General features: G+C 71.2%; 24 protein-coding genes. 10 read left to right on the top strand and 14 right to left on the bottom strand.

The window, feature by feature from the left end; translation table 11 throughout:
- Nucleotides 1-16: 16 nt before the first annotated feature.
- The 3 genes from AC156L_RS30900 to AC156L_RS30890 all read left to right on the top strand — a co-directional run bounded on the left by AC156L_RS30900 (nt 17) and on the right by AC156L_RS30890 (nt 3,370).
- Entirely contained in the window at nt 17-829 is an 813-nt protein-coding gene (locus AC156L_RS30900; protein ID WP_330875537.1) for a class I SAM-dependent methyltransferase, read from the top strand.
- Entirely contained in the window at nt 826-2,658 is a 1,833-nt protein-coding gene (locus AC156L_RS30895) for a S9 family peptidase (RefSeq protein WP_330875536.1), read from the top strand. Before AC156L_RS30900 ends, AC156L_RS30895 begins: the two co-directional genes overlap by 4 nt.
- A gap of 214 nt (nt 2,659-2,872) precedes the next feature.
- On the top strand, nt 2,873-3,370 hold the full coding sequence (locus tag AC156L_RS30890) for a hypothetical protein (protein WP_330875535.1): 498 nt from the start codon (nt 2,873-2,875) through the stop codon (nt 3,368-3,370).
- Here AC156L_RS30890 and AC156L_RS30885 read toward each other — a convergent pair.
- From AC156L_RS30885 to AC156L_RS30875, 3 genes are all read right to left on the bottom strand, one after another.
- Entirely contained in the window at nt 3,318-3,794 is a 477-nt protein-coding gene (locus AC156L_RS30885) for a Dps family protein (RefSeq protein ID WP_330875534.1), read from the bottom strand. The two genes, AC156L_RS30890 and AC156L_RS30885, sit on opposite strands and share 53 nt — an antisense overlap.
- A 16-nt stretch (nt 3,795-3,810) precedes the next feature.
- Nucleotides 3,811-4,233, bottom strand: a complete 423-nt coding sequence (locus AC156L_RS30880) for an organic hydroperoxide resistance protein (protein ID WP_330875533.1) — start codon at nt 4,231-4,233, stop codon at nt 3,811-3,813.
- Between the two features lie 129 nt (nt 4,234-4,362).
- Complete coding sequence (locus tag AC156L_RS30875) at nt 4,363-4,923, bottom strand: NADPH-dependent FMN reductase (RefSeq protein WP_330875532.1); 561 nt, start codon at nt 4,921-4,923, stop codon at nt 4,363-4,365.
- A 120-nt stretch (nt 4,924-5,043) separates the two neighbouring features.
- On the opposite strand from AC156L_RS30875, the gene AC156L_RS30870 reads away from it, so the two are divergent.
- Nucleotides 5,044-6,132 (top strand): alpha/beta hydrolase, encoded by a 1,089-nt coding sequence (locus AC156L_RS30870; RefSeq protein ID WP_330875531.1) that lies wholly within the window; start codon nt 5,044-5,046, stop codon nt 6,130-6,132.
- Between the two features lie 77 nt (nt 6,133-6,209).
- On the opposite strand, the gene AC156L_RS30865 is transcribed toward AC156L_RS30870, so the two are convergent.
- Nucleotides 6,210-7,658: a catalase gene (locus tag AC156L_RS30865; protein ID WP_484407514.1), complete on the bottom strand. Its 1,449-nt coding sequence runs from the start codon at nt 7,656-7,658 to the stop codon at nt 6,210-6,212.
- A complete protein-coding gene (locus tag AC156L_RS30860; protein ID WP_330875529.1) occupies nt 7,655-8,095 on the bottom strand; it encodes a Fur family transcriptional regulator in 441 nt (146 codons plus the stop codon). Before AC156L_RS30860 ends, AC156L_RS30865 begins: the two co-directional genes overlap by 4 nt.
- Nucleotides 8,096-8,233: 138 nt before the next feature.
- On the opposite strand from AC156L_RS30860, the gene AC156L_RS30855 reads away from it, so the two are divergent.
- Nucleotides 8,234-9,397 (top strand): MFS transporter, encoded by a 1,164-nt coding sequence (locus AC156L_RS30855; protein WP_484407513.1) that lies wholly within the window; start codon nt 8,234-8,236, stop codon nt 9,395-9,397.
- 157 nt (nt 9,398-9,554) lie between these two features.
- Here AC156L_RS30855 and AC156L_RS30850 read toward each other — a convergent pair whose 3' ends face one another.
- From AC156L_RS30850 to AC156L_RS30840, 3 genes are all read right to left on the bottom strand, one after another.
- Entirely contained in the window at nt 9,555-11,021 is a 1,467-nt protein-coding gene (locus tag AC156L_RS30850; protein WP_330877569.1) for a gluconokinase, read from the bottom strand.
- Between the two features lie 78 nt (nt 11,022-11,099).
- Nucleotides 11,100-12,164, bottom strand: coding sequence for an aspartate-semialdehyde dehydrogenase (locus tag AC156L_RS30845; protein ID WP_330877568.1), 1,065 nt, complete (start codon nt 12,162-12,164; stop codon nt 11,100-11,102).
- Nucleotides 12,161-13,426, bottom strand: a complete 1,266-nt coding sequence (locus AC156L_RS30840; protein ID WP_259628872.1) for an aspartate kinase — start codon at nt 13,424-13,426, stop codon at nt 12,161-12,163. Before AC156L_RS30840 ends, AC156L_RS30845 begins: the two co-directional genes overlap by 4 nt.
- A gap of 99 nt (nt 13,427-13,525) precedes the next feature.
- On the opposite strand from AC156L_RS30840, the gene AC156L_RS30835 reads away from it, so the two are divergent.
- Both AC156L_RS30835 and AC156L_RS30830 read left to right on the top strand, forming a co-directional pair.
- Entirely contained in the window at nt 13,526-14,734 is a 1,209-nt protein-coding gene (locus tag AC156L_RS30835) for a hypothetical protein (protein WP_330877567.1), read from the top strand.
- Nucleotides 14,734-15,324, top strand: a complete 591-nt coding sequence (locus AC156L_RS30830; protein WP_330877566.1) for a nitroreductase family protein — start codon at nt 14,734-14,736, stop codon at nt 15,322-15,324. The genes AC156L_RS30835 and AC156L_RS30830 overlap by 1 nt, the downstream gene beginning before the upstream one ends.
- On the opposite strand, the gene AC156L_RS30825 is transcribed toward AC156L_RS30830, so the two are convergent.
- Together AC156L_RS30825 and AC156L_RS30820 are read right to left on the bottom strand one after the other, a co-directional pair.
- Nucleotides 15,289-15,609 (bottom strand): hypothetical protein, encoded by a 321-nt coding sequence (locus tag AC156L_RS30825; RefSeq protein WP_330877565.1) that lies wholly within the window; start codon nt 15,607-15,609, stop codon nt 15,289-15,291. The genes AC156L_RS30830 and AC156L_RS30825 overlap by 36 nt on opposite strands.
- A 41-nt stretch (nt 15,610-15,650) precedes the next feature.
- Nucleotides 15,651-15,950 (bottom strand): hypothetical protein, encoded by a 300-nt coding sequence (locus AC156L_RS30820; protein ID WP_330877564.1) that lies wholly within the window; start codon nt 15,948-15,950, stop codon nt 15,651-15,653.
- Nucleotides 15,951-16,179: 229 nt separating this feature from the next.
- Here AC156L_RS30820 and leuA point away from each other — a divergent pair, with 229 nt between their 5' ends.
- Complete coding sequence (gene leuA, locus AC156L_RS30815) at nt 16,180-17,973, top strand: 2-isopropylmalate synthase (RefSeq protein ID WP_330877563.1); 1,794 nt, start codon at nt 16,180-16,182, stop codon at nt 17,971-17,973.
- Here leuA and AC156L_RS30810 read toward each other — a convergent pair.
- Nucleotides 17,970-18,623 (bottom strand): DedA family protein, encoded by a 654-nt coding sequence (locus tag AC156L_RS30810; RefSeq protein ID WP_330877562.1) that lies wholly within the window; start codon nt 18,621-18,623, stop codon nt 17,970-17,972. The two genes, leuA and AC156L_RS30810, sit on opposite strands and share 4 nt — an antisense overlap.
- 189 nt (nt 18,624-18,812) lie before the next feature.
- Here AC156L_RS30810 and AC156L_RS30805 point away from each other — a divergent pair, with 189 nt between their 5' ends.
- Entirely contained in the window at nt 18,813-19,367 is a 555-nt protein-coding gene (locus AC156L_RS30805) for a DedA family protein (RefSeq protein ID WP_330877561.1), read from the top strand.
- Here AC156L_RS30805 and AC156L_RS30800 read toward each other — a convergent pair.
- Entirely contained in the window at nt 19,312-19,950 is a 639-nt protein-coding gene (locus tag AC156L_RS30800; RefSeq protein ID WP_330877560.1) for a TetR/AcrR family transcriptional regulator, read from the bottom strand. The two genes, AC156L_RS30805 and AC156L_RS30800, sit on opposite strands and share 56 nt — an antisense overlap.
- Nucleotides 19,951-20,016: 66 nt before the next feature.
- Here AC156L_RS30800 and AC156L_RS30795 point away from each other — a divergent pair, with 66 nt between their 5' ends.
- Nucleotides 20,017-20,586 carry a TIGR03086 family metal-binding protein gene (locus AC156L_RS30795; RefSeq protein ID WP_330877559.1) on the top strand — a complete coding sequence of 190 codons (570 nt, stop codon included), beginning with the start codon at nt 20,017-20,019 and terminating at the stop codon, nt 20,584-20,586.
- 52 nt (nt 20,587-20,638) lie between these two features.
- Here the strand turns inward: AC156L_RS30795 and AC156L_RS30790 are convergent, their stop codons facing one another.
- Together AC156L_RS30790 and AC156L_RS30785 are read right to left on the bottom strand one after the other, a co-directional pair.
- Nucleotides 20,639-21,742, bottom strand: a complete 1,104-nt coding sequence (locus AC156L_RS30790; protein ID WP_330877558.1) for an ABC transporter ATP-binding protein — start codon at nt 21,740-21,742, stop codon at nt 20,639-20,641.
- Nucleotides 21,739-22,734 (bottom strand): ABC transporter ATP-binding protein, encoded by a 996-nt coding sequence (locus AC156L_RS30785; protein ID WP_330877557.1) that lies wholly within the window; start codon nt 22,732-22,734, stop codon nt 21,739-21,741. The genes AC156L_RS30790 and AC156L_RS30785 overlap by 4 nt, the downstream gene beginning before the upstream one ends.
- Between the last annotated feature and the right edge of the window lie 4 nt (nt 22,735-22,738).

Raw genomic sequence — 22,738 nt, 5'->3', positions numbered from 1 at the left:
GTGGGAACCTCGACCCGTGGACGAGCGACGAGCGCGGATCGAGTTGCGGCGGCGGTTCTACGGCGTCGGGGACCTCAGCGAGCTGCCGATCTTCGGTGGCGGCTACATCAACTTCGGCTACTGGAAGGGGATCCCGCTCGACGGCGAGCTGACCCTCGACCAGCGGATCGCGAGCCAGCAGGCCCTCTACGACCTGGTGCTGGACGTGCTCGACGTCGGTGCCGGGGACCGGGTGCTGGAGGTCGGGAGCGGACGCGGGCTGGGCGCGGCCTCGGCGGTGGGGCGCGGGCCCTCGGTGGTGCGCGGGGTGGACGTCGAACCCGAGCAGGTGGCGCGCGCGTCCGCCGCCCACCACGACGAGCGGCTGGCGTTCGTGCGGGGGTCGGCGTCCGACCTGCCCTTCGGCGACGGGGAGTTCGACAAGCTGCTGTCGGTGGAGGCGGCCCAGCACTTCGAGGACGTCGCCGGGTTCGCGCGGGAGTCGTTCCGGGTGCTCCGACCGGGTGGGCGGCTCGCGGTGGCGACGTTCTTCGCCAACCGCGCCGACGCCGGACCCGAGATCGCCGACCTGCTGGGGACGTTCGCGAGCGGCCTCGACCTGGCCCACCCGGTGGACGGGGTGCTGGCCGACCTGCGGGCGGCCGGGTTCGTCGACGTCGTGGCCACGACCATCGGCGAGCACGTGTGGGCCGGGTTCGACCGGTGGATCGAGCTCGGCCGCGTGCGCCACGACTGGGACCGGAACTGGACCAGGGTGGTGGCGCGCGGGCTGGCGGACTACTACCTGGTGACCGGGTGTCGGACCCTTGAGGCAGGATCGCAGTCGTGACGACTCATCCCGCTGCCGTGGTTCCGAATCCGCTGTTCACCGACCCCGAGGCCGAGGCCCGGTGGCGGGCCCGCTTCGCCGCGCCGAGGATGTCGGCCCCCTCCTGGGCGGAGAACGCGCCCGACCGGAACCTGTACCTGTCGAACGCGAGCGGGGTGTGGGAGGTCTACGCCTGGGACCGGTCGGACGACGTCCACCGGAAGGTGACGGACCGGCCGAACGGCACGTCGCACTACCGGATCAGCCCGGACGGCGAGTCGATCTGGTGGTTCGCCGACCACGACGGCGACGAGTTCGGCCTGTGGGTGAGCGAGCCGTTCACCGCGGACGGCCGGGACGCGTGGACCGCGGTCGAGGGCGTGCCCGCGGGGTACTCGGCGGGCCTGGAGATCGGTGGGGACGTCACCGCCGTGGGCGTGTCGACGGACGACGGCACGTCGGTGTGGCTCTCGCGCAAGGGCGGTGCGGCGGAGGTCGTCTACGCGCACGAGAACGACGGCGGGCTGGACGCGCTGTCGAAGGACGAGACGCTGCTGGTGCTCTCGCACTCCGAGCACGGCGACAGCAGGCACCCCGCGCTGCGGGTGCTGTCGGTGGAGACGGGCGCGACCGTCGCGGAGAAGTGGGACGGCGAGGGCAAGGGCCTCGGCACGGTCGCGTTCAGCCCGGTGCTGGGCGACAACCGGGTGCTGGTGCTGCACGAGCGCCGGGGCCGCGAGGAGCTGCTGCTCTGGGACGTCGAGGCGGACACCGAGTCGGAGATCGTCATCGACCTGCCCGGCGAGATCGTCGCGGACTGGTACCCGGACGCGACGGCGCTGCTCGTCGTGCACACGTTCGAGGCCCGCAACACGCTCTACCGCTACCACCTGATGACCGGTGAGCTGTCCGAGCTGGACACCCCGCACGGGACCGTCGGGTCGGCGGCCGTGCGTCCGGACGGGACGGTCGAGTACTCGTGGTCGTCGGCCGCGCACCCGCCCGTGGTCCGCGCGCTGTCGCCGGACGGCTCGGAGCGCGTGCTGCTGGAGTCGGACGGGGCGAAGGCCCCCGGTTCGCAGGACGTGGCCGACGTGTTCGTGGACGGGCCCGGCGGCCGGGTGCACGCGCTCGTCGCCCGGCCTGCCGGTGCGCCGGACGGGCCGCTGCCGACGGTGTTCAGCCTGCACGGCGGCCCGCAGTCGGCGGACGAGGACAGGTTCTCCGCGTACCGCTCGGTGTGGCTGGACGCGGGCTTCGCGGTGGTGCACGTGAACTACCGGGGCTCCACCGGGTACGGGTCGGCGTGGCGGGACGCGATCGAGGGCAGGCCGGGGCTCACCGAGCTGGCCGACGTGGCCGCGGTGCACGACTGGGCCGTCGAGACCGGCTTCGCCGACCCGGCGAGGTGCGTGGTCAACGGCGCGTCGTGGGGCGGTTACCTGAGCCTGCTGGCGCTGGGCACCCAGCCGGAGCGCTGGGCCGTCGGCACGTCGATGATCCCGGTGGCGGACTACCTGGCGGCGTACGAGGACGAGATGGAGCCGCTGCGGGCGTTCGACCGGGCGCTGTTCGGCGGGTCGCCGGAGGAGCTGCCGGAGCTGTACCGCGAGTGCTCGCCGCTGACCTACGTCGACGCGGTGCGCGCGCCCGTGCTGGTGCTCGCGGGCGAGAACGACCCGCGCTGCCCGATCCGGCAGATCGACAACTACCTGGACCGGCTGGCCGAGCGGGGCGCGGTGTACGAGGTGTACCGCTGGAACGCGGGCCACGGGTCGCTGGTGATCGAGGAGTCGCTCAAGCAGACGGCGGCCGAGGTCTCCTTCGCGCTGCGGCACCTGCCGAGCTAGGCGACCCCCGCCGGGTTTCGCGCCGTCCAGGGCGATTCATCGTGGTGCCGTCGCCGCACCTGAGCCGCGCGACACCCGGTGGGGATCGCGGTCACCGCGCTGGTCTGGTCGCACGGCGCCGTACCGCGCCCTACCTCCTGACCGGCCCCCACGCGGGCAGGCGATCGCGGGGGCGGAGGGGACCCGCGTCCTCGGGGTGCGTCGTGACGGTGTCGTGCGCCCGACGGGTCGGGCGGGCGCGTGGGGTCCGTCCTGGAGGCACGCGACGACCGAGCGCAGGTCGTTCGGGCACCTGGTGCGGAGCCGGATGGCCCGCACCGGGGAGACCTGCTCCACAGCCCGCCGCCACCTGCTGGGCGAGCAGGCCGTCCGCACCGGCGGTGGCACGCGGCACGGGTCGGCGCTGCTGCGCAACGTCCTCGGCGGCCGGGCGAGCGGGCCGCTGCTCGCGGGCCTGGCCGGTGGGGTCGGGTTCCTGTGCTCCGTGTTCGAGTACGCGGGGCACCACCCGACGATGACGATCGTGTCCCGGCACCACCCCGACCCGTACATGCCGGCGGTGCCGCGGGGTGCCGCACGGGCATGGCCCACGGCGAGCACGGATCACGGGGAGCAGGCGAGAGCGGCCGCCGCGGGAAGGACCCGCGGCGGCCGCGGTCTCACGCCTGCTGGGCCTGCCACATCCAGTGCGCCTGCTCGACCTGCTTGGTGATCTCGATGAGCAGGTCCTGGGACACCAGGTCCGCCTTGTCGGTCGCCTCGATCCGCGTGCGGAGCCGCTCGATGAGCTTCGCGAGGGCGGACACGATCGTGGTGATCACCGTGTCCTCGTCCTGCCAGCCCTCCGGGAAGTCCAGCACGGAGCCGTCGGCGACGGTGCGCACCTTGCCGTTGGGCGAGACGCCCAGCGCGCTGGCGCGCTCGGCGACCTCGTCGGTGTAGGTCCGCGCGAACGTGACCAGCTCGTCGAGCTGGAGGTGCACGCTGCGGAAGTTCTTGCCGACGATGTTCCAGTGCGCCTGCTTGGCGATCAGGGACAGGTCGATCAGGTCGACCAGGGTGCTCTGGAGCACCTCGCCGACGGCGTCCCTCTCGGCGTTGCCGAGCGGGGAGCTGATCGGTGACTTGACGGGCATGACTTCAGCGCCTCCTTCAGACGGTGGCGGTAACGGCCACCTCGATGTTGCCGCGAGTCGCGTTGGAGTACGGGCACAGCTGGTGCGCCTCGTGGACGAGCTTGTCCGCCACGGACTGCTCGACGCCGTCGACGCGGGCGACCAGGTCGACGGTCAGGTGGAAGCCGGGGCGGTCGTCGATGCGGCCGATGCCGACCTTCGCCGTCACCTCGGTCACGCCGACCTCGACCTTGGCGATGCGGGCGGCGGTCCGCAGCGCGCTGTTGAAGCACGCGGCGTAGCCTGCGGCGAACAGCTGCTCGGGGTTCGTGCCGCCACCGGGTCCGCCCATCTCCTTGGGGATCGCCACCAGCTCGTCGAGCACCCCGTCGGAAGACCGGATCTCGCCCTGACGACCTTCACCCAGGGCGACGGCTTCGGCGGTGTAGAGCACGTTCATGTGACGCTCTCCTTCGAGCTGGAGGGGTGGTTCCCGGTGTTCTACTACTTGGTAACCACTCTCCGACACTCTTCGACTCCCGGTGGTGTGGCAACTCACCCGCCGAAGGCATACCCGAAGGTGCGAACGTCAACCCGACTGTGACAGGGCGAACTCCGCGACCTGGCGGCCGATGACGCGCAGCGTCTCCGCGACGGCCGGGTCCGAGCAGCCGCCGTCGCCGTCGAAGGTGACGTCGCCGGAGTGCACGGCCGCGCCCAGCGGCGTCGGCCAGCCGCGCAGCGCGTGCACGATCGAGCGCAGCGCGGTCAGCGTGGTGACGGACGCCTGCCAGCCCTGCGCGGCGGCGACGCAGCCGACCGCGCGGCCCGTGAGGTACGGGCGGTCGTCGGTGCGGAGGTCCTCGACGTAGTCCAGCGCGTTCTTGACCAGGCCGGACACCGTGCCGTGGTAGCCGGGCGACACCAGCACGACGCCGTCGGCCCCGCGGAGCGCCTTCACGAGCCGGGACGCCGCCTCGGGGCGGTCGGGGACGTGCGGGTCGTAGAACGGGAGCACGAGGTCGGGGCCGGTCACCTCGATCGTGTGCGCACCGGCTTCGCGCGCGCCCGACAGCGCGATGCGCATCGCGCGTTCGGACTGCGAGTTGGGGCGGATGGAGCCCCCGATGCCCACCACGGTGACCGTCATGCGTCGAGATCCTTCCACCTGCGCGAACCGAACGACTCGACCGTACGACCTCCAGCGCGGTGGAGGTCCACCCGGTGGGGACGCTCGTCACATCGACTACCCGCGAGTAACATTCGACTCATGTCGAAGCTCGCCGATTCCCTCCCCGTCGGTGTCCTCGCGGGGGCCCTGCGGTTCGCCTTCGGCCTGCCCGCTCCGGTGCGGCGGCTGATCACCGGGAAGCCGGTCGTCGTCGACGGCCAGCGCCTGCACCCCGACGCCCAGCTCCTGCTCAAGCTCCAGCAGCTCAGCGGCCAGGACTGGGACACCACCACGCCCGCGCAGAACCGGGCCGCGCTGACGCAGAGCAACGCGCTGGTGTGCGGACCGGTCGTGCAGGGCGTCGCCACGCGCCCGGTGCGCATCCCCCGCGACGGCGGCGTGGTCCCCGGCCGCGTCTACGAACCCGTCGGCCTCGCACCCGACTCCGCGTTGTTGATCTTCTACCACGGTGGCGGCTGGGTCAGCGGGGACCTCGACAGCCACGACAACCTGTGCCGGTTCCTCGCCGTCGAGGCGGGCGTCCGCGTGCTGGCCGTCGACTACCGGCTCGCCCCGGAACACCCGTTCCCCGCGGCCGTGGAGGACGTGATGGTCGCGTTCGAGTGGGCCGTCGAGCACGCCTCCGACCTGCGCGTGGACCGCGACCGCATCGCGCTCGGCGGCGACAGCGCGGGCGGCAACCTGGCCGCCGTGACCGCGTTGCGCGCGGCGCAGGCCGGTGGGCCGACACCGGTGTTCCTGCTGCTGCTCTACCCCGCCGTCGACGCCTCGACCCGCCGCCGCTCCCGCGACCTGTTCGGCAACGGCTTCTTCCTCACCGACGCCAAGATGGACTGGTTCCGCGACCACTACGCGCCCGAGGAGGAGTCCTGGGTGGACCCCAGGATCTCGGTGCTGCTGGCCGACGACCTCAGCCTCCTGCCGCCCACCTACCTCGCGACCGCGGGCTTCGACCCGCTGCGCGACGAGGGCGAGGCGTTCGCGGCGCGGCTCGCGGAGGAGGGCGTGCCGGTCGTGCTCCGCCGCCACGAGGGCCTGTTCCACGGGTTCGCCAACGTCCTCGGCCTGGGCGGCATCTACCGCGAGGCCGTGTCCGAGGCCGTCGGCTCGCTGCGCACCGGGCTCGCGCTGGCCAACGCCCGCCAGGACGTGCCGAAGACCGCCTGAGCACGGCGGAACGGCCCCGGTGGCGCTCGCGAGGAGCGCCGCCGGGGCCGTTGCGCGTGGTGGCGTGCGGGTCTAGCTCACTTGCCGAAGCCTGCGGCGATGCGGTCGCCGGTCTCCTTGTCGATGTTGCGCCAGTACTCGAACACGCGCTCCAGCACCGGCTCGGACACGCCGTTGCCCGCGTGGTTGATCACGGTCTCCACGAGCCGGTCGCGCTGCTCCTGCGTGAACACCTCGCGGATCAGCGTGCCCGCCTGGCCGAAGTCGTCGTCCTCGACGTGCAGCTTGTAGGCCGCGCGCACGGGGGCGTCCTCGACGCCGTAGTTCGTCGTCACCTCGCCCGCCGCGATCGGGTCGGCGTGCGGGCCGCCGTAGGAGTTCGGCGCGTACACCGGGTCGGACGCGTTGCCGTACCGCATCGCGCCGTCCTTGGAGTAGGAGTTCACCGGCGACTTCGGCCGGTTCACCGGCAACTGCGCGTAGTTCGCGCCGATCCGGTACCGGTGCGCGTCCGGGTAGGAGAACATCCGGCCGATCAGCATCTTGTCCGGCGACGGCCCGATGCCGGGCACCAGGTTCGTCGGCTCGAACGCGGCCTGCTCGATCTCCGCGAAGTAGTCGGCCGGGTTCCGGTCCAGCACCAGCTTGCCGACCTTGACCAGCGGGTAGTCGCCGTGCGGCCACACCTTCGTCAGGTCGAACGGGTTGAACCGGTAGTTCTCCGCCTCCGCGTACGGCATCACCTGGACGTGCAGGGTCCACGACGGGTGCTCGCCGCGCTCGATCGAGTGCCACAGGTCGGCCCGGTGCGCGTCGGCGTCCTCACCGGCGATCCGCGCGGCCTCCTCCGACGTCAGCGTCTCGATGCCCTGGTCGGTCTTGAAGTGGTACTTCACCCAGAACTTCTCGCCGACCGCGTTCTCCCAGAGGAACGTGTGCGAGCCGTACCCGTTCTGGTGGCGCCACGTCTTCGGGATGCCCCGGTCGCCCATCAGCCAGGCCACCTGGTGCGCCGTCTGCGGCTGGAGCGTCCAGAAGTCCCACTGCATGTCGTGGTCGCGGCGACCGGTGTCGGCCCGCCGCTTCTGCGAGCGGATGAAGTCCGGGAACTTGATCGGGTCGCGCAGGAAGAACACCGGCGTGTTGTTCCCGACCAGGTCGTAGTTGCCCTGCGACGTGTAGAACTTCAGCGAGAAGCCGCGCGGGTCGCGCCACGTGTCCGGCGACCCCAGCTCACCCGCGACGGTCGAGAACCGCACCAGCGCCTCGGTCTTCACACCGGGCTGGAACAGCGCCGCCTTCGTGTACCGGCTGACGTCCTCGGTGACCTCCAGGTACCCGAACGCGCCGCCGCCCTTGGCGTGCACCACGCGCTCGGGCACCCGCTCGCGGTTGAACTGGGCGTTCTTCTCGATCAGGTAGTGGTCCTGGAGCAGGATCGGCCCGTTGGCGCCCAACGTCAGCGAGTGGTCGTCGCTCGCGACGGGGATGCCGACGTTGTTCGTGGTGTGGCGCGGTTCGGTCACGCTGGTGGCTCCTCGTTCCGTGGTGGGAGTTGGCAGTCGCCGCACAGGCCCCAGAAGACCACCTCGGCCCGGTCGACGGTGAAGCCCGCCGAGTTCGGGGGTTCGAGGCAGGGCGCCGCGCCGTGGACGTGGTCGACGTCCTCGGCGCGGCCGCAGCGGCGGCAAACCAGGTGGTGGTGGTCGTCCCCCGTGCGCGTCTCGTAGCGGGCCGGATGACCGGCGGGCTCGATCCTGCGCACGAGGTTCAGCCGGGAACACGTGTTCAACACGTCGTAGACGGCTTGTGTCGACACCGTCCCCAGCCGCTCCCGCACCCCGTCGGCCACGTGCTCGGCCGTCGAGTGCGGGTGCCGGCCGAGCCACTCCAGCACGGCCAGCCGAGGAGCGGTGAGACGCAGTCCGGCTCCTCGCAGCAGTTCACGCGGGTCAGGTGTCATGTCCCGACCATGTGACCACGTTTTCTGGAATGAGTCAAGAAAACGAGCGGTTAAAGACTTGCTCCCGCAGGGCACGATGGGATCGTGAACCCTGCTAAGTACCTGAGCCTGCTCCGCCTGCCGGGCATCAGACCGGCGATGCTGCTGATGCTCCTGGCCAGGATCCCGACGACGGCGTCGGGCATGACCCTGACGCTCCACGTGGTCCTGTCGCTGGACAGGGGCTACGGCGCGGCGGGCCTGGTCGGCACGGCCAGCACCATCGGCATCGCACTGGGCGCCCCGCTGATGGGCCGCCTCACCGACCGCCGAGGACTGCGCACGATGCTCGCGCTCAGCACGGTCACCGAGGGCCTGTTCTGGTTCACCGCACCGGCACTGTCCTATCCGGTCCTGCTCGTGACGGCGTTCCTGACCGGCCTCACGATCCTCCCGGTGATGTCCATCGGCCGCCAGGTCCTCACCGCGCTGACACCGGTGGACCACCGCAGAACCGCGCTCGCCATGGACTCCATGGCCGTCGAGGTCGCCTACATGGCGGGACCGGCGCTGGCGGTGCTGCTCACCACCAGCGCCTCCAGCCGCACAGCACTGTGGACGGTGGGAGCCGCCATGGTCGCGGCCGGGATCGCACTGTGGATCGCCAACCCCCCGGTCCGCAGCGAGGAGGAGGAAACCCACGCGGAACGCCCACCGAGGCGGGAATGGCTGACGGCACCGGTCCTGGGTGTGCTGGTGACGTCCTGCGGAGCGATCCTCGTACTGGCGGGGATGGAAGTCTCCCTGGTGGCCGCCCTGCAAGAACAAGGCCAGATCCAGTGGACCGGCCCACTGGTCATCGTCATGTGCGCGGCCTCGCTGATGGGCGGCTTCATCTACGGCGGCCTCACGAACGCCCCGACCCCGAGAACCCTCATGGCCTCACTGGGCCTGCTGGCCATCCCGGTGGGCCTGGCATCAGACAACCTCTGGCTACTGGCAGCAGCACTGGTCCCGGCAAACATGCTGGCGGCTCCGGTGATCGCCAGCACGGGCGAGGTGATCACCAAACTGACCCCGGCATCGGTGCGCGGCGAGGCAATGGGCCTGCAAGGCTCAGCGTTCACCCTCGGAGCAGCAGCAGGAGCCCCACTGGCGGGCTTCGTCATAGACCACTCGTCATCGGGCTGGGGCTTCGCGGCGACGGGAGCAGCGGGCGCCGCCATCGCGGCCCTGGGCGCAGCCCTCGACCACAGAGCGAAACACACGACCAAGAACAACGAAAAGGCCGACCCGCAACCAACGAGCCAGAGCCTTCCCTAGAGCAGTGGCCGATGTCGCTCGGGGGATTCGACCCTTGCCCCGGTGGAAGGGCAGGTAGCCACCACCTGCCCTTCAGCCCGATCACAGGGTCACATCGAGGGGTCCCCGAGTCGCATCGGCCACCACCGCTGGGACCGGCGGAACCCCTACCCCCACCTCACCGAACCAACTCCGCGTGCAACTCCCGCAAAGCCGAATAGGCCTTCTCCACCAGAGGCCGAGCCCGCGCGTAGTACTTCACGGCCTCACCATCAGGAGCGATGGTCCGAGCGGGAACGATCAACTCAGCCGCCGCCGTCAACGACGGCAACACCCCCAAGGCCCTCCACCCCACCAGGGCGGCGCCCACCCCGGACCCCTCGCTGTCGTCGGCCAGCTCCAACGGCATCCCCAACGCCGAAGCCAGCACCACGGCCCACAGCTCACTCCGGAACGCCCCGCCGGTGACCCGGACCGTCTCCACCCCGGCCCCCGTGGACCGCACCGCGTCCAGCACCAGAGCCAACTGCTGCCCCACCCCCTCCACCAGGGCGCGGGTGATCTCGGCCCGACCGTGCTCCCGCCGCACCCCGATCAGCGAAGCGCGGGGGTCCGGGTCCCACCAGGGGGCCCGCTCAGCCAGCAGGTAGGGCAGCGCCAGCACCCCACCGGCTCCCACGGGCACCTCCGCGGCCTCGTCCAACAAGGCCCCCACCTCGACGCCGAACGTCTCGGCGGCCCACTGCGCGACCACCCCACCGTTGCTGACCGCGCCCCCCAGCACCCACAGGCCCTCCGCGATCCCGTAGCAGAACACCCGCCCGCGTTCGTCCACACCGGGCTGATCGCGAACGACCCGCAGGGCCCCGCTGGTCCCCAACGACAACGCCGCCACGCCGGGAACCACGGCCCCCACACCGAGGTTGGCCAGCGGCCCGTCGCCGCCCCCCATGACCACCGGGGTACCGGGCCGGATCCCCAGCACGTCCGCCGTCAGCGGCAGCGAGTCGACGGGGGCCAGCAACTCCGGCAGCTGCTCGGCCCGGATCCCCGCGAACGCCAGCGAACCGGGGTGCCACGCCAACCGGTGGATGTCCATCAACCCGGTGCCGGACGCCGACGAGTGCTCCGTGGCCAGCCGCCCCGTCAACCGGTACCCGACGAAGTCCTTCAACCCGCACCACCGGGCGCCGCGGGCCAGTTCGGGCGAGTGCCGCGTGAACCACGCCAACTTCGACAGCGGCGCGAACGGGTGGATGGGCGTCCCCGTCACCTGGTGCAGCAGCGCGCCCTCCTCGGTCCCGCGCAGCAGCGCCGTCTCCTCGACCGCCCGGTTGTCCGCCCAGCTCAACGACCCGGTGAGCGGCGAACCGTCCGCGTCCAGGGCGAGCAGCGTGTGCATCGCCCCCGTCAACGACAGCGCCACCACGTCGACGTCCGACGACACGCACCACGCAGCGACCTCCCGCAACGCCAGGAAGGCCGCCTCCACCACCTGGAGCGGGTCGTGCGTCGCCTCCCCGGAGGGGGTGGTGTGCAACGGATAGCCGTGCTCGGCGCTGAACAGCACCCGAGCACTCCGATCGACCGCGATCACCTTCGTCGCGGTGGTTCCCAGGTCCACACCGAGCACTGCCTCAGCCATACCCGCAGACGCTACTCAACGAACGGCGAAAGGGGCGTGGCCGACGCACCCGCCGACCACGCCCCCGTCACCGCACCGCTACAGCCGCTCGGCCAGCCCTTCGGCGATCTCGTACGTGTTCAGCGCCGCGCCCTTGCGCAGGTTGTCGCCGCACACGAAGAAGTCCAGCGTGTTCGGGAAGTCCAGCGCCTGCCGAACCCGCCCCACGAACGTCGGGTCCTCCCCGACCGTGTCGACCGGCGTGGGGAACTTCAGCTCGGCCGGGTCGTCCACCAGCACGATCGTCGGCTGCTCGGCCAGGATCTTGTGCGCCGCCTCGACGGTGACCTCGCGCGCGAACACCGCGTGCACCGCCAACGAGTGCGTCGTCACGACCGGCACCCGCACGCAGGTCGCCGACACCTTCAGGTCCGGGATGCCGAGGATCTTGCGGGACTCGTTGCGGACCTTCAGCTCCTCGCTGGTCCACCCGTCGTCCTTCAGCGACCCGGCCCACGGGATCACGTTCTGCACCAGCGGAGCCGGGAACGGCGAGTCCGACACGGGCAGCCCGGCCGCGTCGAGGACCTCGCGCACGTCACCGACCCGAACCCCGACCTCCTTGCCCGCCAACGCCTCCAGCTCGGCGTACAGGCGGTCGATCGCGGCCTGCCCGCCACCGGAGGCCGCCTGGTATGACGACACCACGAGTTCCCTCAGCTCGAACTCGCGGTGCAGCGCCCCCAGCGCCGCCATCATCGACAGCGTCGTGCAGTTGGGGTTCGCGATGATCCCCTTGGGACGGTTGGCGATCTGGTCCGCGTTGACCTCGGGCACCACCAGGGGCACCTCGGGGTCCATCCGGAACGCGCCGGAGTTGTCCACCGCGACGGCCCCGCGCGACGCCGCGATCGGCGCCCACTCCGCGGAGACCTCGTCCGGCACGTCGAACATGGCGATGTCGACGCCGTCGAACGCCTCGGGCGACAGCGCGACGACCGTCAGCTCCTCACCGCGGACGGTGAGCTTCTTCCCCGCCGACCGCGCCGAGGCGATCAGCCGGACCTCGCTCCACGGCACGCTCGCGCGGCGGTCCATGATGTCGATCATCACGGTGCCGACGGCACCGGTCGCGCCCACCAGCGCCAGGACAGGTCCGCTCATCGTCCGCTCCCCGCGTACACCACTGCCTCTTCGTCCCCACCGAGTTCGAACGCGTCGTGCAGCGCGCGGACCGCGTCGTCGAGCTGCGTGTCCCGGCAGATCACCGAGATCCGGATCTCCGACGTGGAGATGATCTCGATGTTCACCCCCGCCGTGGCCAGCGCCTCGCAGAACGTCGCCGTCACACCGGGGTGCGACCGCATCCCGGCCCCGATCAGCGACACCTTGCCGACGTGGTCGTCGTAGAGGACCTGCTCGAAGCCGATCTCGTCGCGCGACTTGTTCAGCGCCTCGACGGCGCGCGGGCCGTCGTCCTTGGGCAGCGTGAACGTGATGTCGGTGCGGCCGTCGGCGGCGCGCGAGATGTTCTGCACGACCATGTCGATGTCGATCTCGGCCTGCGCCACGACGCGGAAGATCTTGGCCGCCACGCCGGGGTGGTCGGGCACGGCGGTCACGGTGACCTTGGCCTCCGACCGGTCGTGCGCGACACCGGTGATCATCGCCTGTTCCACGGGATGGTCCTCCACTGACCCGGACACGATGGTCCCTGGCTTGTTGCTGAACGAAGAGCGGACGTGCACGGGGACGCTGTAGCGGCGCGCGTACTCGACGCAGCGCAGCATCAGCACCTTCGCGCCGCACGCGGCCATCTCGAGCATCTCCTCGTAGGTGATGGTCTCGAGCCGCTTGGCGTTGGGCACGATGCGGGGGTCGGCGGTGAACACGCCGTCCACATCGGTGTAGATCTCGCAGACGTCGGCCTTGAGCGCGGCGGCCAGCGCCACCGCGGTCGTGTCCGTGCCACCGCGCCCGAGCGTGGTGATCTCCTTGCTGTCCTGGCTGACGCCCTGGAACCCGGCGACGATCGCGATCGCCCCGTCGGCCAGCGCGTCGGAGATCCGGCTCGGCGTCACGTCGATGATGCGCGCCTTGCCGTGCACGGACGTGGTGATCACGCCCGCCTGCGATCCGGTGTACGACCGGGCCTCGGCCCCCAGCGCGTCGATCGCCATCGCCAGCAGCGACATCGAGATGCGCTCACCGGAGGTGAGGAGCATGTCGAGCTCGCGGGCGGGCGGGACCGGGGACACCTGGCGGGCCAGGTCGAGCAGTTCGTCGGTCGAGTCGCCCATCGCGGAGACCGCGACGACCACGTCGTTGCCGGCTTTCCGGGTCGCGACGATCCGCTCGGCCACCCGTTTGATCCGCTCGGCGCTTCCGACCGAGGAACCGCCGTACTTCTGGACGACGAGCGCCACCGACTGACCTCCTTGTGGATCAAATTCCCACGTCGCAGGCAGCCTACCTGTGTCAAGGAGTGGACAGCGGGGGCCGTGACGGGCACTACTCTCGTGGCCGTGTCGACAGTGCGGGTGGTGGCCGGTCCCCCGGTGGAGCACGGCGGGAACCCCTCGCCGCGCGAGCGGCTGGCGCGGCTGCTGAGACACCCGACCACCCTGCTGCTGGCTCCCGCGGTGGTGTTCGTCGCGATCCGCGAACTGGGGCTGCTCGTCCTCGGGCTGATGGCCGACCGGTGGGGCAAGAGCACGACCACGGCGCTGACGTCGTGGGACGGGCAGTGGTTCCTCGGCATCGCCGAGGGCGGCTACGGCGGGGTGCCGAGTTTCCTGGTCGACGCGTTCGGCAGGCGCACCCCGGAGACGCCGCTCGCGTTCTTCCCCGGCTACCCCGCGCTGGTGCGCTGGCTCGACGGCCTGCCCGGTGTGGAGACGCGCGGGGCGGCGTTCACGGTGAGCCTGGTGAGCGGCGTGTTCTGCGCGTACGGCCTGTACCGGCTGGGAGCGGGGATCCGCGACGGGTCGCCGCGCGCCGGGCTGGTGCTGGTGGCGCTGTTCGCCGCGTCGCCGATGGCGATCGTGCTGTCGATGACCTACTCCGAGGCCACGTTCTGCGCGCTGGCCGCGTGGGCGCTGGTCGGCGTGGTGGAGCGCAAGTGGGTGCTGGCGGGCCTGTGCACGGCGGCGGCGGGTCTGGTGCGGCCGACGGCGGCGGCGCTGCTGCTGGCCGTGGGGCTGGCGGCGCTGGTGTCCGTGATGACCCGCAGGGACGGGTGGCGGCCGTGGGTCGGCGGGATGATCGCGCCGCTGGGCCTGCTGGGCTACCTCGGGTACGTGGCCGCGCGCACCGGGCAGCTGGACGGCTGGTTCGCGGTGCAGCAGCGCGGCTGGGACTCGCGGTTCGACGGCGGGGCCGCGACCTGGAAGTTCGCGCTGGCGAACCTCGGTGATCCCCGGTCGGTGCTGGAGCTGACGACCGTGTGGATCCTGGGGATCGCCATCGCGCTGGTGGTGCTGGGGTTCCGGCGGAGGCTGGAGTGGCCCCTGCTGGTCTACGGGATCGGGGTGCTGGTGATGGACCTGGGTTCGAACGGGTTGATGAACTCGAAGGCGCGGCTGCTGCTGCCCGCGTTCACGCTGCTGGTCCCGGCCGCGCTGGCCATCGCGAAGCGGCGGACGTCGACGGCCGTGGCGCTGCTGACCGGGCTCGCGGTGTTCAGCGCCTGGTTCGGGGCGTACGCCATCACGGCCTGGCAGTACGCGATCTGATGCTCCCGGCGATCGAGCGGCGGTGGAGCCCGAGGGCGTTCGACCCGGTGGCCGAGGTGTCGGCGGGGCAGATGCGGGTGCTGCTGGAGGCGGCCCGCTGGGCCGCGTCGCACGGCAACACCCAGCCTGCCCGGTTCCTGCTGGGCTACCGCGGTGACGACACCCACCGGCGGATCCTGGGCGCGCTCCGGCCGCGCAACCGGACCTGGGCGCACCGGGCGTCCGCGCTGCTGGTCGGCGCGGTGGTCACGGCCGACGAGCGCGGCGAGCTGCCGAACACCGTCTACGGGCTGGGGCTCGCGGTGCAGAACCTCGTGCTCCAGGCCGTGGACCTCGGGCTCGTGACCCACCAGATCGGCGGGTTCGACCCCGACGCCGTGCGCGCGGGGTTCGCGCTGCCGGACGACGTGCTGCCGGTCGTGGTCGTCGCGGTGGGGCACCTGGGCAACGTGGCCGACCTGCCGGAGGAGCTCCAGGTCAGGGAGACCCGGCCGCGCGGGCGCAGGCCGTTGACCGAGCTGGTGTTCAGCGGGACGTGGGGCGAGGCGGCGTTCTCAGCCGAGCCTGCGGACCAGCCTGAGCACGAGTGACCTGGCGAACAGCCAGAACAGGGCCGCGACGCCGTGGTTCACGATCACGGCGAGCTTCGGGTCCCGCGGGGTGAACAGGTCGTGGAAGCCGAGGGCGAGCGGTTGGGCGAGGTCGCGGATCGTGGACGTGATGCCGTTGTCCGGGTTGGCTTCGCCGACGGTCAGCACCACGTGGGCGACGAGGACGAGCGCCGCGGCGAGCCCCGCCCACCCGACGACGACGGCCACGGCGCCCACGACCTTCGCGCGGGCGCCGTGACCGGTGCTCGTCCGGTTCTCGGCCATGTCGACCAGTGTGGCACAGACTTACCGGCCAGTAGCCAGACCTAGCGGGCGATGAGGCGGGCGATGAGGCCCGTGACGACGAGCCAGAAGACCGCTGCGAGGCCGTAGTTGACGATCACGGCCAGGTTGTAGTTCTCGAAGCTGAACAGGCCGGGGAAGAAGAGCGACAAGGGCTCCGCGAGAGACCTCACGAAGGAGAAGAACGCGTTGGCCTGGTTGGCGCCGAGCACGATCATCAGGATGTAGATGATCTCGATGATCGCGAACAGCGCGCCAACGCCGCTGATCACCCTGGCAGCCGTGTAGCTGCCGCTGCGAGTTCCTGTACGCCATCTGGACATGTGCAACGAATTCCCACGCGCGCGTTGCGGCAAACACGGACGGGTGAAGTTCCACCATGTGGTCGAACGGTTCGGCCTCGTGCGGAATTGTGGTTAGAGTGTCGGACGTGGCGCGTACCCTCCTGCTTCGCTGCCGTGACGGGGTCTGACCAGACCGGCCCCCCGTCGCGGAGTCGAGCAATGCCGCCGGTCGTCTGCATTCCCAGCGACCAGCAGGAGAACTCGGATCATGACCACCAGCCCCGACGCGTACACCTCCGGCACCAGCCGCCTGCGCCCGCCGTCCCGGCCCGCGCCCGCCGACCAGCCGACGTGGAACACCCAGCGCGGCAGCTCCATGCCGTTCCACCGCTACCGCTCGTTCGCCGAGTCGGTGGAGCCGGTCTCGGTACCCGACCGGACCTGGCCGTCGAAGACCATCACCAGGGCGCCGCAGTGGTGCGCCGTCGACCTGCGTGACGGCAACCAGGCCCTGATCGACCCGATGTCGCCCGCCCGCAAGCGCAAGATGTTCGACCTGCTGGTGCGGATGGGCTTCAAGGAGATCGAGGTCGGCTTCCCCGCCGCGTCGCAGACCGACTTCGACTTCGTCCGCGAGATCATCGAGGACGGCGCGATCCCGGACGACGTGAGCATCCAGGTGCTGACCCAGTGCCGCCCCGAGCTGATCAAGCGGACCTTCGAGTCGCTGGACGGCGCTCCCCGCGCGATCGTGCACTTCTACAACTCGACCTCGATCCTCCAGCGCCGCGTCGTGTTCAAGTCCGACCGCGAGGGCATCAAGAAGATCGCCGTGGACGCCGCGAAGTACGCGCTGGAGGTCGCCGAGGGCTACCCGGAGACCGAGTTCCGCTACGAGTACTCCCCCGAGTCCTACACCGGCACCGAGCTGTCGTACGCCCTGGAGGTGTGCGACGCGGTCACCGAGGTCATCGCGCCGACGCCCGAGCTGCCGATGATCATCAACCTGCCCGCGACCGTCGAGATGGCCACGCCGAACGTCTACGCCGACTCCATCGAGTGGATGTCGCGCAACCTGGCCCGCCGCGACTCGATCGTCCTGTCGCTGCACCCGCACAACGACCGCGGCACGGGTGTCGCCGCGGCCGAGCTGGGCTACCTGGCGGGCGCCGACCGCATCGAGGGCTGCCTGTTCGGCAACGGCGAGCGCACCGGCAACGTGTGCCTGGTGACGCTGGGCATGAACATCTTCAGCCAGGGCGTCGACCCGCAGATCGACTTCTCCGACATCGACGAGATCCGCCGCACGGTCGAGTACTGTAACCAGCTGCCCGTGCCCGAGCGGCACCCCTACGGCGGCGACCTGGTGTTCACCGCGTTCTCCGGCAGCCACCAGGACGCGATCAAGAAGGGCCTGGAGGCGCTGGAGGACGAGGCCAAGGCCGCCGACCAGCACGTCGACGAGTACCCGTGGGAGGTCCCGTACCTGCCCATCGACCCGAAGGACGTCGGCCGCAACTACGAGGCCGTGATCCGGGTCAACTCGCAGTCCGGCAAGGGCGGCGTGGCGTACCTGATGAAGACCGAGCACCACCTGGACCTGCCGCGCAGGCTCCAGGTCGAGTTCTCGCGGGTGATCCAGGAGGTCACCGACACCCACGGCGGCGAGATCGGCCCCAAGGACATGTGGGACGCGTTCTCCGAGGAGTACCTGACCCCGGCCGTGCCGCTGAAGCTGGTCGGGCACCGGATCGCCAGCGACGACAGCGGCCACGCGGAGATCACCGCGACCATCTGGGCCGACGGCGAGAAGGTCGAGATCAACGGCAACGGCAACGGGCCGATCGCCGCGTTCGTCGACGCGCTGGCGTCCATCGGCTACGACGTGCGGGTGCTGGACTACGTGGAGCACGCCCTCACCGCCGGTGACGACGCCCGCGCCGCCGCCTACCTGGAGTGCGCCGTCGGCGACCGCGTCCTGTGGGGCGTCGGCATCGACCACTCCACGACCGCCGCCGCCCTCACGGGCATCGTGTCGGCCGTGAACCGCGCGAACCGCTAGGCGGGCTCGGAGACGGGGTCCGCCGCGGCGGACCCCGTCTCCGCCCTCTCCGCCACCTTCGCGGCGCGGCGCTTCATGAACAGCGCGGTGCCGATCCCGAACAGGACGGCCGCGAGCAGGCCGACCCACGAGAAGCGCTTCAGCCACGTCTCCGCGACGATGCCGACGTAGTAGATGACGGCGGTGGTGCCGCCCGCCCACACGACCCCGCCGAGCGCGTTCGCCGTGAGGAACTTCCAGTAGCGCATGTGCAGCGCGCCCGCGAGTGGTCCGGCGAAGATGCGCAGCAGCGCGACGAACCGTCCGAAGAAGACGGCCCACATGCCCCAGCGCTCGAACGCCCGCTCGGCGGTCGCCAGGTGCGCGGGTCCGAAGTGCTTCGGGAACTTGGTGCCCGCCCAGACGAACAGCGGTTTGCCGCCCCTGCGGCCGATCGTGTAGCCGATCGAGTCACCCACGATCGCGCCGGTGATGGCGGCCAGTGCGACGGCCACCGGGCTCACGACGTGCTGCGCCGACAGCAGTGCGGCGCTGACCAGCACGATCTCACCGGGCAGCGGGATGCCGAGGCTCTCGAAGCCGATCACGAAGCCGACCAGCAGGATGATCGCCATCGGTGGGATCGTCTGGAGCCACTCGTTGATGTGCACGGGCGGATCCTGCCAGGAACGGCGGACCCGCTGAAGCGTCGACCGGTCTACCCGCCGCTCGACGGGTCCTGTGTGGGCGGTGGTGCGGCGCACCACCTGTGGGAATGCTGAAGTTCCCCCCGACCGTGAAGCCGAACGTCCACCTCGGGCGTTGCACGGGTTGTGAACGCCGCCGTAGCAAGCCTCCTCGTGCTGTTCGTGGTCGCGGTGGTGCCGCTCGCGCCCACCGAGGCCGTCCTGATCGGGTACGGGGTGCTCGCCTCTGCGGGTGAGCTGCCGCTGGTCTGGGTGATCGTCGTGGCGGCGGTGGGCTGCACGCTCGCCGACCTCGTCAACTTCGGACTCGGCCGGGGGTTGGGGGAACGGGCACTGCGGCGGTTCTCCCGAGGCACCGGGTCGCGGGCGGTGCTCGCGTGGACCGCGGGCCAGCTCGCCACGCGCGGCGAGTCGATCCTGGTGGCCATCCGGTTCGTGCCCGGCGGCGGCATCGTCGGTGCCGTCCTCGCCGGGTCGCTGCGCTGGCCGCGGCGGCGGTTCGTGCCGGTGGCGGTGGTCGGGGCGACGCTGTGGAGCGCCTACGCGGCGCTGCTGGGGTACGTCGGCGGGCAGGTCGTGTCCGACCCCGTGCTGGCGGTGGCGATCTCGTCGGGCGTGGCGCTGGTGATCAGCGTGCCCGCGGGGATGGCGGTCAGGGCCGCGCAGCGGCGGGTGGTCGAGGCTCCCGCCGCGCCGGTCGCGGCGTGAGCCTGGCCCGAACGGCCGTGCGCGCCCGGTCGTAGGCGTCCGGGGCGTTGTGCAGGATGGCCTGCACGTTGGCCGCCTCCAGGAAGGCGACGACCTCGAAGGCCACCTGGGCGGGGTCGTCGTCGAGGTCCGACTTCTCCGCCTGGTCGCGGATGAGAGCCGTCCACCGGGCACCCGCCTCGGCGACGGCGTCCCGGACCCGGCCCGGCCGTGAGCTGAACTCCGGCTGCACGGCGGCGAAGAAGCAGCCGCCGGGGAACGTGCGGTGCTCGGAGTAGGTCAGCCAGCCCTCGCACAGCGCCCTCAGCCGCGGCAGGCCCGCGGGCTGCTGGAACGCCGGGGTCACGACCTCGTCGACGAAGATCTTGGTGGCCGCCCTGATGGTGGCCAGCTGGAGTTCCTCCTTCGAGCCGAAGTGCGCGAAGACGCCGCTCTTGCTGATCTCCAGCTCGGTGGACAGGCGGCCGATGGAGAGGCCTTCGAGGCCCTCCACGGACGCGATGTCGGCGGCTCGTCTGAGGATGAGCCGCCGGGTCTGCTCGCCGCGTTCCAACCGGCCGTCCGGGTTCGCCACGGTGGTCACGGTAGCTCCCTCGGTTGACAGGGTCTCGCGTCCAGGTAATAGTACGACCGTTCGTACAGTTATCTGATGGGGGTTGTCGTGCTGGACCTGGTGGAGCTGGACCGTCGTGCCTGCGAGTTGAACTTCGCGCTCATCGAGGGGGTGAGCGCGGCGGAGTGGAGCGCGGCCACGCCCTGCGTCGAGTGGACCGTGCGGGACCTGGTCCAGCACCAGGTCGACTCGACGGCCGCGTTCACGGCCGGGGCCCGCGGGGAGTCCGTGGACGTGGTGGGAGAGCCGCTCGGCGCGGATCCGCTGGGCGTCTACCAGGCCGCGGTCGCGGACGCGTGGGCCGCGTTCGACACCGCCGGGATGCTCGACGCGGAGCGGGAGTTCCCCGGTTTCGGGAGGCGGAGCGGGCGGACGCTGGTGGCCGCGCACTTCGTGGACAACCTGGTCCACGCCTGGGACCTGGCGCGTGCGCTGGGGCGGGAGTACGAGTTCGAGGACGACCTGGCGTCGGCGGCCCTGCGCATCACCGCGCGGTACCCGGCGGGGATCGCGTCGTTCGCCCCACCCGTGCCGGTGCCGGGTTCGGCGTCCGCGACGGACCGGTTGGTGGGCAGGCTGGGCCGGTCTCCCCGGTGGCCCGCCTGACCGCCACGGAGAACGGGAACGGCCCGCAGAGGGGGTCTGCGGGCCGTTCCGACTACGGGTTGAGCGCCTCGGTCACCGAGACCGGGCCCACGAGGGGGATGTCCGGCGAGATGCCGTCCTCCTCGACGAGCACCGCCTCCACCGCGTGCGGCCTGATCCGGCCGCTGCGGATGTCCTCCGCCCAGTGGCACGCCACCCGGTGGCCCGGCTCGACCTCGCGGAGCACCGGCCGCTCGGTGTCGCACCTGGTGTTCTGCTTCCACGGGCACCTGGTGTGGAAGCGGCAGCCCGACGGCGGGTTCGCGGGCGACGGCAGGTCGCCCTGGAGCAGGATCCGCTCGCGCCGGTCCTCGACCTCCGGGTCCGGCACGGGGATCGCCGACAGCAGCGCCTTCGTGTACGGGTGGAGCGGTTCCGCGTAGAGGTCGTCCGACGTGGCTTCCTCGACCAGACCGCCCAGGTACATCACGCCGACGCGGTCGGAGATGTGCCGCACGACCGCCAGGTCGTGCGCGATGACCAGGTAGGTGAGGCCGAACTCCTCCTGGAGGTCCTCCAGGAGGTTGACCACCTGGGCCTGCACCGAGACGTCCAGCGCGGACACCGGTTCGTCGGCGATGATCAGGTCCGGCTCGACCGCCAGCGCGCGGGCGATGCCGATGCGCTGGCGCTGGCCGCCCGAGAACTCGTGCGGGTACTTGCGCAGCGAGGTCGACGGCAGGCCCACCGACGACAGCAGCGAGCGCAGCCGCTTGGCGGTCGCGGCCTTGTCCTTGTCGAGGCCGTGGGCGTGCAGGCCCTCGACCAGGATGGACTCGACCGACTGCCTCGGGTCCAGCGAGGACATCGGGTCCTGGAACACCATCTGCATCCGGCGGCGCATCGTGCGCAGCTCTTCGCCCTTGAGCGACGTGAGGTCGGTGCCGTCGAAGACGACCCGGCCCGCGGTCGGCTCGGTGAGCCTGAGCACGCCCCGGCCCAGGGTCGACTTGCCGCAGCCCGACTCGCCGACGAGACCGTAGGTCTCGCCCCGGTGGATCTCCAGGTCGACGCCGTCCACCGCGTAGACGTGCCCGACCGTGCGGTCGAGGATGACACCCCGCTTGATCGGGAAGTGCACCTTGATGCCCTCGATGGACACCAGCGGAGCGGTCATGCCGACACCTCCTGCGGCACCTCGGGCTGCACCGGGTTGTGGCAGCGCAGCAGCCTGCCGCCCCCGATGTCCTCCTGGACGGGCGTCACCTCGGTGCACACGTCCAGCACGTTCGGGCAGCGCGGCGCGAACGCGCACCCGCTGGTCCACGGGATGTTGTCCGCCACGGAGCCGCGGATCGGGTTGAGCCGCTCACCCCTGGGGGCGTCCAGCCGCGGGATCGACGCGAGCAGGCCGTGCGTGTACGGGTGGCGCGGCTGCGCGAACAGCTCGTGCCGCTGCGCCTTCTCCACGACGCGGCCCGCGTAGAGCACGTTCACCTCGTCGCACAGGCCCGCCACGACACCCAGGTCGTGCGTGATCATCACCAGGGCCGTGCCCAGGTCCCGCACGAGTTCCCTCAGGAGCGTGAGGATCTGGGCCTGGATGGTGACGTCCAGCGCGGTCGTCGGCTCGTCCGCGATCAGCAGCCTCGGCTTGCACGCCAGCGCGATGGCGATGAGCGCGCGCTGCCGCATCCCGCCGGACAGCTGGTGCGGGTACTCCGACAGCCTGCGGTTCGGGTCCGGGATGCCGACCTTGTCGAGCAGGTCGGCCGCCTCGACCATGGCCGCCTTGCGGCTCAGGCCCTGGTGCCGTTCCAGCACCTCGGTGACCTGGAGGCCGATCGGAATGACGGGGTTCAGCGAGGACAGCGGGTCCTGGAACACCATGCCGAGGTCGCGGCCGCGCTTGTCGCGCAACTGCTTGTCCGACAGGCGCAGCAGGTCCGTGCCCTCGAAGTTCACCGTGCCGCTGACCTTCGCGCCGCGCTTGGGCAGCAGGCCCATGATCGCGAGCGAGGTGACGGACTTGCCGCAGCCCGACTCGCCGACCAGGCCGACGGTCTGGCCGGGTTCGACGTCGAAGCTGACGCGGTCCACCGCGGTGAAGGGCTCCTCGCCCTTGCGGTGGAACTCCACGGTGAGGTCGCGAACTTCCAGTAGTGCCACCGAG

This window comes from Umezawaea sp., assembly GCF_057122925.1.
Note: the sequence above shows the minus strand (reverse complement) of the source record. Positions and strands in the feature narration are given on the sequence as shown.